The following is a 16,672-nucleotide window of genomic DNA, read 5'->3' as shown; positions in this document are numbered from 1 at the left end:
CCCCCCCCCCCCCCCCCCCCCCCCCCCCCCCCCCCCCCCCCCCCCCCCCCCCCCCCCCGCCCCCCCCCCCCCCCCCCGCCGCCCCCGCCGCCGGCCGACGGGCCCGCACCACCGTAGGCAATTGTCGGACCGGCATGCGAACATATGTTCGTGTCCGGCGGCCGGGCGACCATCCTGCACGCTGATCTCGACTCGTTCTACGCCTCGGTCGAGCAGCGCGATGACCCGACGCTGCGCGGCCGTCCGGTGATCGTCGGCGGGGGTGTGGTGCTCGCCGCAAGCTATGAGGCCAAGGCCTACGGAGTGCGCACCGCAATGGGCGGCCACCAGGCCCGCCGGCTGTGTCCCGCGGCCGTCGTGGTCCCGCCGCGGATGTCGGCCTACAGCCAGGCCAGCGACGACGTCTTCGCGGTGTTCCGCGACACCACACCGCTGGTCGAACCGCTCTCGGTGGACGAGGCCTTCCTCGACGTTGCCGGCTTGCACCGACTGTCCGGCGACCCGGTCCAGATCGGGGCGCGGCTGCGGAACGAGGTTCGCGACCGAGTCGGGCTGCCGATCACGGTGGGCATTGCGCGTACCAAGTTCCTGGCCAAGGTCGCCAGCCAGGAAGCCAAACCCGATGGACTGCTCCTGGTGCCACCCGAGCGGGAGCTGGAATTCCTGCATCCGCTGCCGGTGCGCAGACTGTGGGGTGTGGGGCCCAAGACTGCCGACAAGTTGCACGCGTACGGCATCGACACCGTCGCCCAGGTCGCTGAGCTCGGGGAGTCGATGCTGGCGTCAATGGTCGGCCCGGCGATGGGCAGGCAGCTGTATTCGTTATCGCGGAACATCGATCGGCGCCGGGTCGACACCGGCCGTCGCCGCCGGTCGGTGGGCGCCCAACGCGCGCTGGGCCGGCGGGGGATCACTCCTGACGAGCTGGACACCGTGGTGGTCGGACTGGTGGACCGGATCACGCGCAGGATGCGCTCAGCCCAGCGCACCGGCCGAACAGTGGTGCTGCGCTTGCGTTTTGACGACTTCACCAGGATCACTCGATCACACACCATGGCCAGACCCACCGGGTCCACCGCATCCATCCTGGCCGCGGCACGTGACCTGGTCGCTGCCGCCCAGCCCCTGATCGCCGAGCGCGGCATCACATTGATCGGCTTTGCCGTGGCCAATATCGACCACGATGGCGCCCAGCAATTGGAGCTTCCGCTCGATGGCGGGCGCGTCGAGACGCTGGACCTCGACGCGACGGTCGACCGGGTCCGGCGGCGGTACGGCAACGCGATGCTGACTCGCGGTGTGCTCGTCGGGCGTGACCCAGGTCTGGAGATGCCGCACCTGCCGGATTAGCCGGCCGGGTGCCATCCGCGCATCGCCGCATCCATCTGGTCATCGTCGAGTGCGTCGACCGGCAACGGCTCTTGGCCGTCCCGGCTGCGCATGCCTTCGAGCAGCAGCGCCACGTACCGCCGCCACAGTTCGGGCTCGACGTGGCCGGCCCATTCGCTGACTGTGCCGGCAAGCATGCCCAGGATCGGCATGTCGGTCGACTCGGCGTCGCGACGCAGGTAACCGTCGTCGCGGGCGCGCTCGACCAGCTTCGAGATCGGTGGAGTGAGGCGCAGCCGCGCACACTCGACGCCCTGACCGCCGTAGGCCGAGCTGTAGACCATCTGGCGCAGACCACGGTCGGTCGCCGTCAATTCGCAGAGATGCTCGACGAACCACACGAAGCCATCCCACGAATTCTCTTGCTGCGCAGCTGTTTCCGCGAGGCAAACCACCTGGTCGATGCCGTCGGAGAAGATCGCGTCGAGCAGCTCCTCCTTGGTGGCGAATCGCCGGTACACCGTGCCCACCCCAACCCCTGCGTAGTGCGCGATGTCATTGAGCGTCGCTTCCAGGCCCCGGACAGCGAACAGCTCACGGGCCGCCTGCACAATCCGCTGCCGGTTGAGCTCAGCGTCTTTGCGCAGCCCACGGCACGGTTTGTCAATCACTCGTCCGAGTTTAGTGATGTGCCTAACGTAAGCCAATAACCGGATTGACTCTATCCACTTAACCTCTTAGATTGCCTACCTAGATCGCGAGCGTCGGACGACCTGCGGCTGTCAGAGAAAGGCCTGGGCCTTGATTGCTTTCGTCAAACGGGTCTGGTTGCCCACTCTCATGGTGTTGGCCGTCGTGGTCGGAATCGCCAGTGTGAGCCAGCTTCGGTCGGTGTTCGGTTCCGACGGGGCCGTCGTCACACCGGTGGGGTCCGACAGCGCCGCCAAGTTCAATCCGAAGGTCGTCGTCTACGAAGTCTTCGGGAGCGGTACGACCGCGGTGGTCAACTACACCGATCTCAACGGATTACCCCAGCGGACAGGCGAAGTCAGCCTCCCGTGGTCGCTGCGGCTCGAGACAACGGTTCCCTCTGTGATGCCGAATCTGGTGGTTCAGGGGGACGGTCAATCGATCGGCTGTCGCGTGCTCGTCGACGACAAGGTCAAGGACGAAAGGACGGCCCAGGGAGTGAACGCCGCAACGTACTGCTTGGTGAAGGCCGCATGAGTACTGGTGTCGACGATGCCCCGACCGACGCCATCCCGTCGGCCCGGCACGCCAAACCCCCTGCGCTGCCTCGATTGATCCGCGCCTTCGCGATCCCGATCGTACTGGCGTGGATCGCCCTGATCGCGTTCCTGACGATCACTGTGCCGCCGCTGGCAGTGGTCGGCAAGATGCGCGCGGTGTCGATGAGCCCCAACGATGCCCCGTCACTCATCGCGACCAAACGGGTCGGCGAGGTGTTCGGAGAGTACAAAACCAGCAGTTCGGTGATGATCGTGCTCGAAGGTCAGCAGCCGTTGGGTCCCGACGCCCATGCGTTCTACGACGAGATGGTCCGTTCCCTGCGGGCCGATACCAAGCACGTCCAGCATGTCCAGGACTTCTGGGGTGACACACTGACGGCGGCCGGCGCCCAAAGTATCGATGGCAAAGCCGCTTACGTGCAGGTGTACATCAGCGGCGACCAGGGCGAGACTCTCGCCAACGAATCGGTGGACGCCGTCCGCAAAATCGCTGCCGACACCCCCGCGCCGCCGGGGGTCAAGGCCTACGTGGCGGGTCCGTCGGCGACGACGACAGACCAGAACGCCGTCGGTGACGCCAGTATGGAGACGATCGAGGCGCTGACCTTCGGCGTGATCACGATCATGCTGTTGTTGATCTACCGGTCACTGGTCACCACGGTGATCACGCTGGGCATGGTCGTGGTAGGGCTACTCACGTCTACGGGCACCGTCGCGTTCCTCGGTTATCACAATGTGTTCGGACTGACCACCTTCGCCACGAATATGGTTGTCACACTGGCCATCGCGGCCGCGACCGATTACGCGATCTTCATGATCGGTCGATACCAGGAAGCGCGGCGCAAGGGCAAGGATCGCGAATCGGCTTACTACGACATGTACCACGGCACCGCACACGTGGTGCTCGCCTCGGGTATGACGATCGCCGGGGCGACTCTGTGCCTGCACTTCACCCGGCTGCCGTATTTCCAGACCATGGGAATTCCATTGGCGGTCGGCATGACCGTCGTGGTGGCGGCCGGGCTGACGCTGGGTCCTGCAGTCATCTCGATCGTCAGCCGGTTCGGTCGAGTCCTGGAACCGAAGGGCAACAAGAAGTCTCGGGGTTGGCGCCGTGTGGGTGCCGCGACGGTCCGCTGGCCGGGCGCAGTGCTGGTCTCGGCGGTGGTGCTGTGCCTCGTCGGACTGCTTGCGCTGCCGGGCTATCACACCACCTACAACGACCGGATCTACCTGCCGGACGACATCCCGGCCAATGTCGGGCAGGCGGCCGCCGACCGGCACTTCTCCGAGGCCAAGATGAATCCTGAGCTCGTCATGGTGGAGGCCGACCACGATCTGCGGAATCCCGCCGACTTCCTGGTGATCGAGAAGATCGCCAAGGCAATGTCTCGGGTCAACGGCATCGCGCAGGTCACCACCATCACGCGCCCCGACGGCAAGCCGATCGAACACGCCTCGCTGGCCTACAGCATGAGTCAAAGCGGCACAGGCCAACTCATGAACAACGACTACCAGCAAACGATCCTGGACAACACCCTCAAACAAGCCAACGACATGCAGGTCTCCATCGACTCGATGACCCAGATGTACGGCATCACAATGGAGTTGGCCGCCGTCACCCGCCGGATGGCAGACAAGATGAAGGGTACCTCTGCTGACATTGCCGACGTTCGCGATCATCTCGCCGACTTCGACGACCAGTTCCGGCCGTTACGCAACTACTTCTACTGGGAACCGCACTGCTTCGACATCCCGATGTGCTGGGCGCTGCGATCGGTGTTCGACAGCCTCGACGGTATCGGCAAGATGTCCGACGACTTCCAGGACTTGGTGCCCGACATCGAGCGCATGGCCGACCTGACGCCCCAGATGGCCGCGGTGCTGCCTGCGCAGATCCAGACCATGAAGAACCAGAAGCAGATGATGCTCAATCAGTATCAGGCGCAGAAGGCCCAGCAGGACCAGAACATCGCGCAGCAGCAGAACGCGACGGCGATGGGCCAGGCCTTCGACGCCGCGCGCAACGACGACACGTTCTACCTGCCACCAGAGGCGTTCGGAACAGCCGACTTCCAGCGCGGTATGAAGTTGTTCCTCTCCCCTGACGGCCATGCGGTGCGCTTCACGGTGAATCACCAGGGTGACCCGCTCAGCGAGCAGGGCACCTCGCACATCGACCCGCTGCGCACCGCCGCCGTCGACGCGATCAAGGGGACGCCGCTGGAAGGGTCGACGGTGTACGTCGGGGGAAGCGCCTCGATGAACAAGGACATGCAGCTCGGTGCCGACTACGACCTGCTCATCGCAGCGGTGGCGTCGTTGATCCTGATCTTCCTGATCATGGTGGTGCTGACCAGGGCGGTGGCGGCCGCAGCGGTCATCGTCGGCACGGTCGTGCTGAGTCTTGGTACCTCCTTTGGCCTTTCGGTCCTGCTGTGGCAGCACCTGATCGGCATACCGCTGCACTGGATGGTGCTGCCGATGTCGGTCATCGTGCTGCTCGCGGTGGGCGCCGACTACAACCTGCTGTTGGTGTCCCGGATGAAGGAGGAATTCCACGCCGGACTCAAGACCGGGATCATCCGTTCGATGGCGGGGACAGGGTCGGTGGTGACCTCGGCGGGGCTGGTGTTCGCGTTCACGATGATCTCGATGGCGGTCAGCGACATGATCGTCATCGGCCAGGTGGGCACGACGATCGGTCTCGGTCTGCTGTTCGACACCTTGGTGGTGCGATCACTGATGACACCGTCGCTGGCAGCACTGCTCGGTCGCTGGTTCTGGTGGCCGCAGCGGGTCCGTCCGCGGCCGGTGCCGCAACCGTGGCCAAGCCGGAAGCGTGAGCTGGCACCGGTCGGCAGTTAGCTTGCGGCCCAACCCAACAGCTTCTCGACCGGCCACGTGTTGACGACTCGCTCGACGGGAACGTCGCTGTCCAGCGCGCGCTGTGCGCCGTAGCCGAGGAAGTCCAGTTGGCCCGGGGCGTGCGCGTCGGTGTCGATCGAGAAATCGCAGCCGATATCCAGCGCCAGCTTCAGCAGCCGCGTCGGCGGGTCGCGGCGCTCGGGCCGTGAGTTGATCTCCACGGCGGTGTTGTTGTCCCGGCACGCGGTGAAGACCTTCTCGGCGTCGAACTTCGACTCGGGCCGCAGGCCGCGGTTGCCGGTCACCAGCCGGCCCGTGCAGTGGCCGAGGACGTTGACCCGCGAGTTGCTCACCGCGCGGACCATCCGCCGCGTCATCGACGGTTCGTCCATCGCCAGCTTCGAATGCACGCTGGCGACGACCACGTCGAGGCGGTCCAGCAACTCAGGCTCCTGGTCCAGCGTCCCGTCATCGAGGATGTCGACCTCGATGCCGGTGAGAATCCGGAAGGGGGCCATCTTCTCCCGCAGCTCGTCGATGACGTCGAGCTGCTGGCGCAGCCGGTCCGGCGAGAGCCCGTTGGCGATGGTCAGTCGCGGCGAATGGTCGGTCAGCACGCAGTACTCGTGGCCGAGCGCGGCCGCCGCGGCCATCATCTCGGGAATCGGAGCCGACCCGTCCGACCAATTGGAATGCAGGTGCAGGTCGCCGCGCAGCGCCGCGCGGATGTCGCCGCCGCCGAGGTCTTCGGCGGAGTCGCGCAATTCGACCAGCACGTCGGGTTCCTGACCGGCCCAGGCCTGCGCGATCACCTTCGCCGTCTTCGGCCCGATGCCCGGCAGGCTCTGCCAGCTGTTGGCGCGGCCGTGCCGGTCACGGGTCTGCTCGTCCAGCGCCTCGACGATGTCGGCGGCTTTGCGGTACGCCATCACACGCCGGGAGTCCTCCCGGGCACGGTCCTTGTAGTAGGCGATTTCGCGGAGCGCGGCCACCGGGTCCATGGCTCCAGTGTGCCCCGCGCACATGACGCCGTTTGGCCGGCGAGCACGTCCGCGCTAAGCTGATTGCGATTTTGCTCAATCCATAAAGTCATCAATCCGAGGTGCGTAGTGCCCACCAGCTTTCCCGGCGGCGACGAACGGCCGCTCTACGAGATCAAGGCCAACCTCTTCAAGGCGCTGGCGCACCCCGCGCGTATTCGCGTGCTGGAGATTTTGTCGGCCAGTGACCGGCCGACGCCGGTAAGTGACATTCTCGCGGCGACCGAGATCGAACCGACGTTGCTGTCGCAGCACCTGGCAGTGCTCAGACGTCATCACGTCGTGTCGTCGGAGAGGACCCGCAATGCCGTGCACTACGAACTCGCCCACCCGTCGATCCGGGATCTGCTCGTCTCTGCGCGCGGCTTTCTGGCCGACACTCTCAAAGCCCGTCACGAGCAGCTCTCGGCCTTCGATGCATTACCTCCGGTGGGAAATCCGCAGTGATCACCCGGGCTGCCGGTCAACTGTCGCGGCTGCTTCCACGACTGAGTGACTACGCCGACCTGCCCCGATCGTGGCGCCGCGACATTCTCGCCGGAATCACGGTGGGTGTGGTGGCCCTGCCGCTGGCGTTGGCGTTCGGCATCAGTTCCGGAGTCGGGGCGGCCGCCGGATTGGTGACGGCGGTGATCGCCGGGGTGGTCGCCGCGATTTTCGGCGGATCGCATGTTCAGGTGTCGGGGCCGACGGGAGCCATGGCGGTGGTGCTCGCGCCGATCGTGGCACAGCACGGTGTCGGCAGCGTCGCGCTGGCCACGGTCCTGGCCGGGTTGATCGTGCTGGCCGCCGGTATCACCGGGCTGGGCCGTGCGGTCACGTTCATCCCATGGCCGGTGATCGAGGGCTTCACGCTCGGCATCGCGGCGATCATCTTTCTCCAACAGGTGCCCGCCGCTTTCGGTGTCGCAGCTCCCAGCGGGCAACGCACGCTGGTCGCCGCCTGGACGGTCGTCGCCCGGGCCGATTGGTCGACGGCGTGGCGCGCCCTCGCCGTCGTGGCCTTCGTCGCCGCAGTCATGGTCGGTCTGCCGCGCGTGCACCGCGCAATTCCCGAATCGCTGACCGCCGTCATCGTCAGCACCCTGCTCGTCGTCGCCGTCCACTTCCCGGTCACCACAATCGGGAACCTGCCTGCGCATCTGCCCGCGCCACTGGTGCCGCACGCCGATCCCGCGGCGCTGCGCACGCTGCTCGGCGCCGCAGTGGCCATCGCAGCGCTCGCCGCCATCGAATCGCTGCTGTCGGCGCGGGTGGCGGCGACCATGTCGCCGACCGGCCCCTACGATCCGGACCGCGAACTCGTCGGACAGGGTCTTGCGTCGATGGCGTCCGGCCTCTTCGGCGGCATGCCGGCCACCGGCGCGATCGCCCGCACCGCGGTGAACGTGCGGGCAGGAGCGCGTACCCGGCTGTCGGCCATCGTGCACTCGCTGCTGTTGCTCGGCGTCGTCTATCTGGCGACCGGCCCGGTCGCGGCGATTCCGTTGTCCGCCTTGGCCGGTGTGCTGATGGTGACGTCGTTTCGGATGATCTCGCTGAGCACGGTCGCCAAGATCGTCGGCTCCACCCGCTCGGACGCGCTGGCGTTCACCCTCACCGCGGTCGTCACGGTGTGCTTCGACCTGATCGAGGCGGTCGAAATCGGCATCCTGATCGCGGCGTTCTTCGCGCTGCGGACGGTCGCGCGGCGCAGCAGCGTGGTCCGGGAAGAGCTACCCGGGCCGGCCCGCCCCGGCGACGAACGCATCGCGCTGCTGCGGTTGGACGGCGCGATGTTCTTCGGCGCCGCCGAGCGACTCTCCACCGCGATCACCAACTACCCCGACGTGTCGGTGGTGATCATCCGGATGTCCCAGCTCGGCATGCTGGACGCCACCGGCGCGCACACCCTCGCCGAGATCGCCGAAGATCTGGAGGCGCGCGGCGTCACCGTCATCATCAAGGGCGTGCGGCCCGAGCACATGGCGTTGCTCGCCAACATGGGGATCGTCGATGCCCTTCGCCACGAGAATCATCTGATCGACTCCCTTGACGAGGCAGTCGCCCACGCACGCTCACACGTCGCACGGGCGGTTTATCCCTGAGAACGATGGGGTACAGATTTGCCATGTCTTCGGTCCAGTGGGTAATCGCCTACCTGTGCATCGCCGCGCTCGTCGCGGGCGGCGCCGTGGCGTTCGCCGCCTGGTCTCGCCGCAGCCAGTTCGCGGCGCCCGACGTGGCGGCCGGTCCCGCCCTGCTTGCCGGCGCACTCTGGCCCCTGGTGGTCGCCGGTTTGGCACAGTGGTTGCTCGTCCACGCGCTCGCCAAAACACTGCGCCGCGAGTCCGCCGGCCGCAGCGAACTGATCCGCGTGGACGCCGCCTGACAGGTGCCGGTCAGCGAACCGGACTAAGCTCGGCACAGTGCAATTCGCCTTCAAAACCTCCCCCCAAAACACCACGTGGACCGACATGTTGGCGGTCTGGCAGGCCGCCGATGACATCGACGTCTTCCACTCCGGCTGGACCTTCGACCATTTCTATCCGATCTTCTCGGACTCGAGCGGCCCCTGTCTGGAGGGCTGGACCACACTGACCGCGCTGGCGCAGGCGACCACGCGGCTCCGGCTCGGCAACCTGGTCAGCGGCATCCATTACCGGCATCCCGCGGTGCTGGCCAATATGGCCGCCGCCGTCGACATCATCTCCGGCGGCCGTCTCGAACTCGGCATCGGCGCCGGCTGGAACGAAGAGGAGTCCGGCGCCTACGGCATCGAACTGGGCAGCGTCAAAGAGCGTCTGGACCGCTTCGAAGAAGCCTGCCAGGTGCTCATCGGACTGCTCAGCCAGGAGACCACCGACTTCGACGGGACTTACTACCAACTCAAGGACGCCCGCAACGAGCCGAAGGGTCCGCAGCGGCCGCACCCCCCGATCTGCATCGGCGGCAGCGGCGAAAAGCGCACGCTACGCATCGTGGCGAAATACGCCCAGCATTGGAATTTCGCCGGCGGCACCCCTGAGGAGTTCGCCCACAAGCGCAGCGTTCTGGCATCGCATTGCGCCGACATCGGCCGCGATCCGAGCGAGATCATGACCTCCGCCCACGTCCGGCTCAGTGAGGATCACGACTACGCCAAGGCGATCGACGAGGCCGCGGCACTGGCGGCCGAGGGTCTGGACTTGGCGATCGTCTATCTGCCCCCACCGCACAACCCGGCGGTGCTGGAGCCGTTGGCCGAAGCGATCCGAGACTCAGGCCTGTAGATAACAGCCGGGTAACGGCCGGCAAAGCTGCGCCGGCGTCAACTATCGGCGGATTGGCGTTGCTAGAAACCGAAGCGGACGAGCTCGTCGGCGGTCACCAGGCGCTCGTGCTTGGCCGGCCACTCACGGCTCCTCACCGGGTGACGGAAGAAGGACCAGGCAATACGCCCGACCCGCGAACGAGATATCGGGTTGAGGTACACAAGGATCACTCCTGTGGTCGGATATCAACTCAAGCGGAGCCCACGTTACCGCAACGCTCACTCCAGCAATTAGACACAGATCACACCGCAAACGGCAAGAGGCGCGCCGCCGATTAATCCGATGATTCTGGTGGGACTGGAGTTACCAGTGTGACGCGAAGTGGATCAGCGCTGCGGGGCTGCGGTCGGTTTGATCGGCGCCGGCAAGGCGGAGTGGCCCATCAGGTAGCGGTCGACGCCCTTGGCGGCGGCTCGGCCTTCCGCGATCGCCCACACGATCAGCGACTGGCCGCGGCCCATGTCGCCGGCGACGAAGACACCCGGCACCGACGTGCCGAACTCGTTGTCGCGGGCGACGTTGCCCCGCTCGGTGAGATCCACGCCCAGGTCGGTGAGCAAGCCTGGCTTTTCCGGCCCGACGAAGCCCATCGCCAGCAACACCAGGTCGGCCTCGAGCTCGAAGTCGGTGCCGTCCACCTTTTCGAACTTGCCGTCCTTCATCACCACTTCATGCGCGCGCAGACCGGTGACCTTGCCCTCGTGGCCGACGAACTTCTCGGTGTTGACCGAGAACACCCGCTCGCCGCCCTCTTCATGAGCCGAGGACACCCGGAACATCAGGGGGTAGGTCGGCCACGGGGTCGAGTCGGCCCGGGTCTCGGGCGGCCGCGGCATGATCTCGAACTGGTGGATGCTGGCCGCACCCTGCCGGTGGGCGGTGCCCAGGCAGTCGGCGCCGGTGTCGCCGCCACCGATGATGACGACCTTCTTACCCTTGGCCGTGATCGGCGGCTGACCGTCCTCGTCGAGGACCGGGTCGCCGTGGGTGGCCTTGTTGGCCCATGGCAGGTACTCCATCGCCTGGTAGACGCCCTCGAACTGGCGACCCGGGATCGGCAGATCCCGCCAGTCGGTGGCTCCGCCGGCGAGGACGACCGCGTCGAAGTCGGCCCGCAGCTGGTCGGCGCTGATATCGACCCCGACGTTGACGCCGGCGCGGAACTTGGTGCCCTCGGCTTCCATCTGGGCCAGGCGCCGATCGATGTGGCGCTTCTCCATCTTGAACTCGGGGATCCCGTAGCGCAGCAGCCCGCCGATGCGGTCGGCCCGCTCAAAGACGGTGACGTCGTGGCCGGCACGGGTCAGCTGCTGGGCAGCCGCCAGCCCGGCGGGGCCGGAGCCGACGACCGCGACCTTCTTGCCGGTGATGACGTGCGGCGGCATCGGGACGACCCAGCCCTCGTCGAAGGCGTTGTCGATGATCTCGACCTCGACCTGCTTGATGGTCACCGGGTCCTGATTGATGCCCAGCACGCAGGAGGCCTCACACGGCGCCGGGCACAGCCGGCCGGTGAACTCCGGGAAGTTGTTGGTGGCGTGCAGCCGCTCGATCGCGTCGCGCCACCGGTCCCGGTACACCAGGTCGTTCCACTCCGGGATCAGGTTGCCCAGCGGGCAGCCGTTGTGGCAGAACGGAATTCCGCAGTCCATGCAGCGCGACGCCTGCTTCTCCAGGGTGTCCTGGGAGAAGTCCTCGTAGACCTCTTTCCAGTCCCGCAGGCGCAGATCCACCGGTCGGCGCACCGGCGTCTCACGCGTGGTGATCTTCAGGAAGCCACTCGGGTCACCCATGAGCGGCCGCCATGATCGCCTTATCGACATCCTCGCCGGCGGCCTCAGCCGCCGCGATCGCCTGCAGCACGGCCTTGTAGTCGCGCGGCATCACTTTCACGAAATTACCTACCTGTCCGGACCAGTCAGCCAAGATGCGCTGGCCCACAACCGAATCGGTGGCGTCCACATGCGCGACGATGATGTCGCGCAGCCACTCGACGTCGGCGTCGTCGAACTCGTCGATGTCGACCATCTCGGTGTTGAGGTTGGCCGGCAATTTGCCGTCAGGGTCGTAGACGTAGGCGACGCCACCGGACATGCCCGCAGCGAAGTTGCGGCCCGTCTCGCCGAGGATCACCACCCGTCCGCCGGTCATGTACTCGCAGCCGTGGTCACCGACGCCCTCGACGACGGCGTGCGCACCGGAGTTGCGCACCGCGAACCGCTCGCCCACCGTGCCGCGGATGAACGCGGTACCACTGGTGGCACCGAACAGGATCACGTTGCCGCCGATGATGTTGGCTTCGGCCACATAGTCTTCCGGCGCCTTGTCCGACGGCCGCAGCACGAGCCGTCCGCCGGACAGACCCTTGCCGACGTAGTCGTTGGCGTCGCCGTAGACCCGAAGCGTCACTCCCTTGGGCACGAACGCGCCGAAGCTGTTGCCCGCCGAACCGTCGAAAGTGATGTCGATGGTGCCGTCCGGAAGCCCGTTGGCGCCATAGGCTTTGGTGAGCTCGTGGCCGAGCATCGTGCCGACGGTCCGGTTGGTGTTGGCGATCGTCGTCGAGAAGCGCACCGGCGTACCGGAATCCAGCGCCTCGCGGCTCATCACGATCAGCTGCTGATCCAGGGCCTTGTCCAGGCCGTGGTCCTGGCGTGAGCTGCAGTACAGATCCTGATTCATGAACGCCGAATCCGGCTCGTGCAGAACCGGGGTCAGGTCCAGCTTGTGCGCTCGCCAGTGCTCGGCGGCCTGCGCGGTGTCGAGCGCATTGACCTGGCCGACCATCTCGTTGACGGTGCGGAAGCCCAACTGAGCCATCAGCTCGCGGACCTCTTCGGCGATGAACATGAAGAAGTTCTCGACGAATTCCGGCTTGCCGTCGAAACGTTCGCGCAGCACCGGGTTCTGGGTGGCGACGCCGACCGGGCAGGTGTCGAGGTGGCAGACCCGCATCATGATGCAGCCCGACACCACCAGCGGTGCGGTGGCGAAGCCGAATTCCTCGGCGCCCAGCAGAGCGGCGACCACCACGTCGCGGCCGGTCTTGAGCTGGCCGTCGACCTGCACCACGATCCGGTCACGCAATCCGTTGAGCAGCAGCGTCTGCTGGGTCTCGGCCAGACCGAGCTCCCACGGCGCACCCGCATGCTTCTGGGACGTCAGCGGCGTCGCACCGGTGCCGCCGTCGTGGCCGGAGATCAGCACCACGTCGGCGTGCGCTTTGGACACACCTGCCGCGACGGTGCCGACACCGTTCTCGCTCACCAGCTTCACGTGCACGCGGGCCTGCGGGTTGGCGTTCTTCAGGTCGTGGATCAGCTGTGCCAGATCCTCGATCGAGTAGATGTCGTGGTGCGGCGGCGGCGAGATCAAGCCGACGCCTGGCGTGGAGTGCCGCACCTCGGCCACCCACGGGTACACCTTGTGACCCGGAAGTTGGCCGCCCTCACCTGGTTTGGCGCCCTGGGCCATCTTGATCTGGATGTCGGTGCAGTTCGTCAGGTAGTGCGACGTCACACCGAAGCGGCCGGAAGCCACCTGTTTGATGGCGCTGCGGCGCCAGTCGCCGTTGGGCTCGCGCTCGAAGCGGCTGACCGCCTCGCCGCCCTCGCCGGAGTTCGACCGCCCGCCGAGGCGGTTCATCGCGATCGCCAGGGTCTCGTGCGCCTCGGCCGAGATCGAGCCGTAGCTCATGGCACCCGTGGAGAACCGCTTCACGATCTCGCTGGCCGATTCGACTTCCTCGATCGGAATGGACGGCCGCACACCATCTTTGAACTTCAGCAGCCCGCGCAGCGACGCCATCCGCTCACTCTGGTCGTCGACCAGCTGGGTGTACTCCTTGAAGACCTTGTACTGCCCGGTGCGAGTGGAGTGCTGCAGCTTGAACACCGTGTCCGGGTTGAACAGGTGATACTCGCCCTCGCGGCGCCACTGGTATTCGCCGCCGACCTCGAGCTCGCGGTGCGCTCGCTCGTCGGGGCGGTCCAGGTAGGCCAGCTGATGGCGGGTGGCGACGTCGGCGGCGATGTCGTCGAGGTCGATCCCGCCGACCGGGCAGTGCAACCCGGTGAAGTACTCGTCGAGCACCTTCTGGGAGATGCCGATGGCCTGGTACAGCTGCGAGCCGGTGTAGGAGGCCAGAGTGGAGATGCCCATCTTCGACATCACCTTCAGCACACCCTTGCCGGCAGCCTTGATGTAGTTCTGCAGCGCCTTCTCGCGACTGATGCCCTCGATCACTCCGCGGCCGATCATGTCGTCGATCGACTCGAACGCCATATAGGGGTTGATCGCGGCGGCGCCGAAGCTGACCAAAGCCGCCATGTGATGCACCTCGCGGGCGTCGCCGGCCTCCACGACCAGGCCGACCTGGGTGCGGGTCCGGGTGCGAACGAGGTGATGGTGAATGGCCGCGACCGCGAGCAGCGACGGGATCGGCGCCAGGTTCTCGTTGGACTCGCGGTCGGAGATGATCAGGATCCGGGCGCCGTCGGCGATGGCCTTCGACGCCGCGTCACGAATGTCGTCGAGCGCACGGCGCAAGCCTTCGCCGCCCTTGGCGACGGGATACAGACATCGGATGACGGCGGAGCGCATGCCGTGCTTACGGCCGCGGACCGTGTCGTCCGGGTTGAGGTTGATCAGCTTGGCCAGTTCGTGGTTGCGCAGGATCGGCTGGCGAAGGCCGATCTGGTGGCACGACTCCGGCTGCGGGTTGAGCAGGTCGCCCTCCGGGCCGACGGTGCCCTGCAGGCTGGTCACCACCTCTTCGCGGATGGCGTCCAGCGGCGGGTTGGTCACCTGTGCGAACAGCTGCTGGAAGTAGTCGAACAGCATCCGCGGCCGCGACGAGAGCACGGCGATCGGGGTGTCGGTGCCCATCGAGCCCAGCGGCTCCGCCCCGGTCCGCGCCATCGGCGCGACCAGCAGGTTGAGCTCTTCGTAGGTGTAGCCGAAGGCCTGCTGGCGCAGCACCACGCGGTGATGCGGCATCCGCACGTACGGACCCTGGGGCAGATCGTCAAGGTGGAACTGCTGGTCGTCCAGCCATTCCTGGTAGGGCTCACCGGAGGCCAGCTCGGCCTTGATCTCCTCGTCGGAGACGATGCGGCCCTGGGCGGTGTCCACCAGGAACATCCGGCCCGGCTGCAGGCGCATCCGCTTGACGACGGTCGACGGATCGAGATCCAGCACGCCGGCCTCGGAGGCCATCACCACGAGGCCGTCCTCGGTGACCCAGATACGCGACGGACGCAGGCCGTTGCGGTCGAGCACCGCGCCGACGACCGTGCCGTCGGAGAAGCACACCGAGGCCGGTCCGTCCCACGGCTCCATCAAAGAGCCGTGGTACTGGTAGAACGCCCGGCGGGCGGGGTCCATCGACTCGTTGCGCTCCCAGGCCTCCGGGATCATCATCAGCACCGAGTGCGCGAGGCTGCGCCCACCGAGGTGCAGCAGTTCGAGCACCTCGTCGAAGCGGGCGGTGTCCGAGGCGCCCGGGGTGCAGACCGGGAAGATCTTCTCGACGTCGGTGCCGAAGATGTCGGTCTTGATGAGCGCCTCACGGGCGCGCATCCAGTTCTCGTTTCCGGTGACGGTGTTGATCTCGCCGTTGTGGGCGACCCGCCGGAACGGGTGGGCCAGCGGCCAGGACGGGAAAGTGTTGGTGGAGAAGCGCGAGTGCACGATGCCCAGCGCGCTCTCCAGCCGGTCGTCCTGCAGATCGAGGTAGAACGCCTTGAGCTGCGGGGTGGTCAGCATGCCTTTGTAGACGAAGGTCTGCCCGGAAAGACTTGGGAAGTAAACGGTTTCGCGACCGGGGCCGTCCTGGCCCGGGCCCTTGTTGCCCAGCTCGTGCTCGGCGCGCTTGCGGATGACGTAGGCCTTGCGCTCCAGGTCCATGCCGGATGCGCCGCCGATGAACACCTGGCGGAAGGTCGGCATCGCGTCGCGGGACAGCGCGCCCAGCGACGAGTCGTCGGTGGGAACGTCGCGCCAGCCGAGGACGTCGAGGCCCTCTGCCTCGACGATCTTCTCGACGCCCTCGCAGGCGGTCAACGCATCGCGGGACGACTGCGGCAGGAACGCGATGCCGGTGGCGTAGGAGCCTTCGGCGGGAAGCTCGAAGTCGACCACCGCACGCAGGAACGCGTCGGGCACCTGCAGCAGGATGCCCGCGCCGTCACCGCTGTGCGGTTCGGCCCCCGCAGCGCCGCGGTGCTCGAGGTTCAGCAGGGCGGTGATGGCCTTGTCCACGATGTCGCGGCTGAGACGGCCGTGCATGTCCACCACCATGGCGACGCCACATGAGTCATGCTCATATGCGGGGTTGTACAGCCCGACACTCCTGGGCATTCGCACCTGACCCTTCACAAGCTTTTGTGCGCGGTGGTTCGTCGACGTCACCGCGCCCCGCCAGGGATTCCTCCGTGCGTCACTGAACGGGGCTCCACTGTGGTGTCAACAAGTTGTAAAACGATATGTCAAACCCCGCCTGACATGCCAACTTAGTCTAGGCTTACTTGGTTGCTCTGAGGTGGGAATCGAAGACGTGATCACCGGGGCCATTTGGCTGCGGAATCCGTTGTCCAAGACCCCTTTTGATGGCCAGATGCCCGGTTCGCGCCCCGGGGGACGGACGGGTAGCTCCGTTCGCCCTGGCGGTGGTTGTTTGCTGAGGGCGTAGGGTGGCCGCCCGGCGGCTGCGGTGTACCTCACATCAGCCGTCGTCACCGGCACCACGAGGCATACGGCGGTCCGGCCCGGGACTTTGCGCAAACTCTGGTCGGATTCTTAGCTTTGCTTCGCCGAAACCGACTCAGTGTCATCTTGGTGATGCCGCTGTTGTGGTGGTTGGGTTCTTCTCACCTGGTGTGTGTGCTCACAA

11 protein-coding genes are annotated in these 16,672 nt (G+C 66.4%); 7 read left to right on the top strand and 4 right to left on the bottom strand.

The genetic code is table 11. From position 1 onward, the window contains the following. Positions 1 to 144 precede the first annotated feature (144 nt). Complete coding sequence (dinB, locus tag BST42_RS28765; protein WP_083123109.1) at positions 145 to 1,350, top strand: DNA polymerase IV; 1,206 nt, start codon at positions 145 to 147, stop codon at positions 1,348 to 1,350. Here the strand turns inward: dinB and BST42_RS28760 are convergent. Further along, positions 1,347 to 2,000: a TetR/AcrR family transcriptional regulator gene (locus BST42_RS28760; protein WP_165760962.1), complete on the bottom strand. Its 654-nt coding sequence runs from the start codon at positions 1,998 to 2,000 to the stop codon at positions 1,347 to 1,349. The genes dinB and BST42_RS28760 overlap by 4 nt on opposite strands. Before the next feature lie 130 nt (positions 2,001 to 2,130). On the opposite strand from BST42_RS28760, the gene BST42_RS28755 reads away from it, so the two are divergent. After that, positions 2,131 to 2,556, top strand: coding sequence for an MmpS family transport accessory protein (locus tag BST42_RS28755; RefSeq protein ID WP_083123107.1), 426 nt, complete (start codon positions 2,131 to 2,133; stop codon positions 2,554 to 2,556). Beyond that, positions 2,553 to 5,447: an MMPL/RND family transporter gene (locus BST42_RS28750; RefSeq protein WP_083123106.1), complete on the top strand. Its 2,895-nt coding sequence runs from the start codon at positions 2,553 to 2,555 to the stop codon at positions 5,445 to 5,447. The genes BST42_RS28755 and BST42_RS28750 overlap by 4 nt, the downstream gene beginning before the upstream one ends. Here BST42_RS28750 and BST42_RS28745 read toward each other — a convergent pair. Then, entirely contained in the window at positions 5,444 to 6,448 is a 1,005-nt protein-coding gene (locus tag BST42_RS28745; protein WP_083123105.1) for a PHP domain-containing protein, read from the bottom strand. The genes BST42_RS28750 and BST42_RS28745 overlap by 4 nt on opposite strands. A 108-nt stretch (positions 6,449 to 6,556) precedes the next feature. On the opposite strand from BST42_RS28745, the gene BST42_RS28740 reads away from it, so the two are divergent. Genes BST42_RS28740 through BST42_RS28725 form a run of 4 tightly spaced genes read left to right on the top strand, consistent with a single transcriptional unit; the run spans position 6,557 to position 9,738 of the window. Beyond that, positions 6,557 to 6,934, top strand: a complete 378-nt coding sequence (locus tag BST42_RS28740) for an ArsR/SmtB family transcription factor (protein WP_083123104.1) — start codon at positions 6,557 to 6,559, stop codon at positions 6,932 to 6,934. Continuing rightward, positions 6,931 to 8,574, top strand: coding sequence for a SulP family inorganic anion transporter (locus BST42_RS28735; protein WP_083123103.1), 1,644 nt, complete (start codon positions 6,931 to 6,933; stop codon positions 8,572 to 8,574). Before BST42_RS28740 ends, BST42_RS28735 begins: the two co-directional genes overlap by 4 nt. A 23-nt stretch (positions 8,575 to 8,597) precedes the next feature. Continuing rightward, positions 8,598 to 8,858 (top strand): hypothetical protein, encoded by a 261-nt coding sequence (locus BST42_RS28730; RefSeq protein ID WP_083123102.1) that lies wholly within the window; start codon positions 8,598 to 8,600, stop codon positions 8,856 to 8,858. A 37-nt stretch (positions 8,859 to 8,895) separates the two neighbouring features. Continuing rightward, positions 8,896 to 9,738, top strand: a complete 843-nt coding sequence (locus tag BST42_RS28725; protein WP_083123101.1) for an LLM class F420-dependent oxidoreductase — start codon at positions 8,896 to 8,898, stop codon at positions 9,736 to 9,738. A gap of 368 nt (positions 9,739 to 10,106) precedes the next feature. Here the strand turns inward: BST42_RS28725 and BST42_RS28720 are convergent, their stop codons facing one another. Next, complete coding sequence (locus BST42_RS28720; RefSeq protein WP_083123100.1) at positions 10,107 to 11,573, bottom strand: glutamate synthase subunit beta; 1,467 nt, start codon at positions 11,571 to 11,573, stop codon at positions 10,107 to 10,109. After that, positions 11,566 to 16,140, bottom strand: a complete 4,575-nt coding sequence (gene gltB / locus BST42_RS28715) for a glutamate synthase large subunit (RefSeq protein WP_083123110.1) — start codon at positions 16,138 to 16,140, stop codon at positions 11,566 to 11,568. Before gltB ends, BST42_RS28720 begins: the two co-directional genes overlap by 8 nt. Positions 16,141 to 16,672: the final 532 nt, after the last annotated feature.

Source organism: Mycolicibacterium rhodesiae, assembly GCF_002086695.1.
Classification (GTDB): domain Bacteria; phylum Actinomycetota; class Actinomycetes; order Mycobacteriales; family Mycobacteriaceae; genus Mycobacterium; species Mycobacterium rhodesiae.
This window is presented reverse-complemented; position numbering and strand designations above follow the sequence as displayed.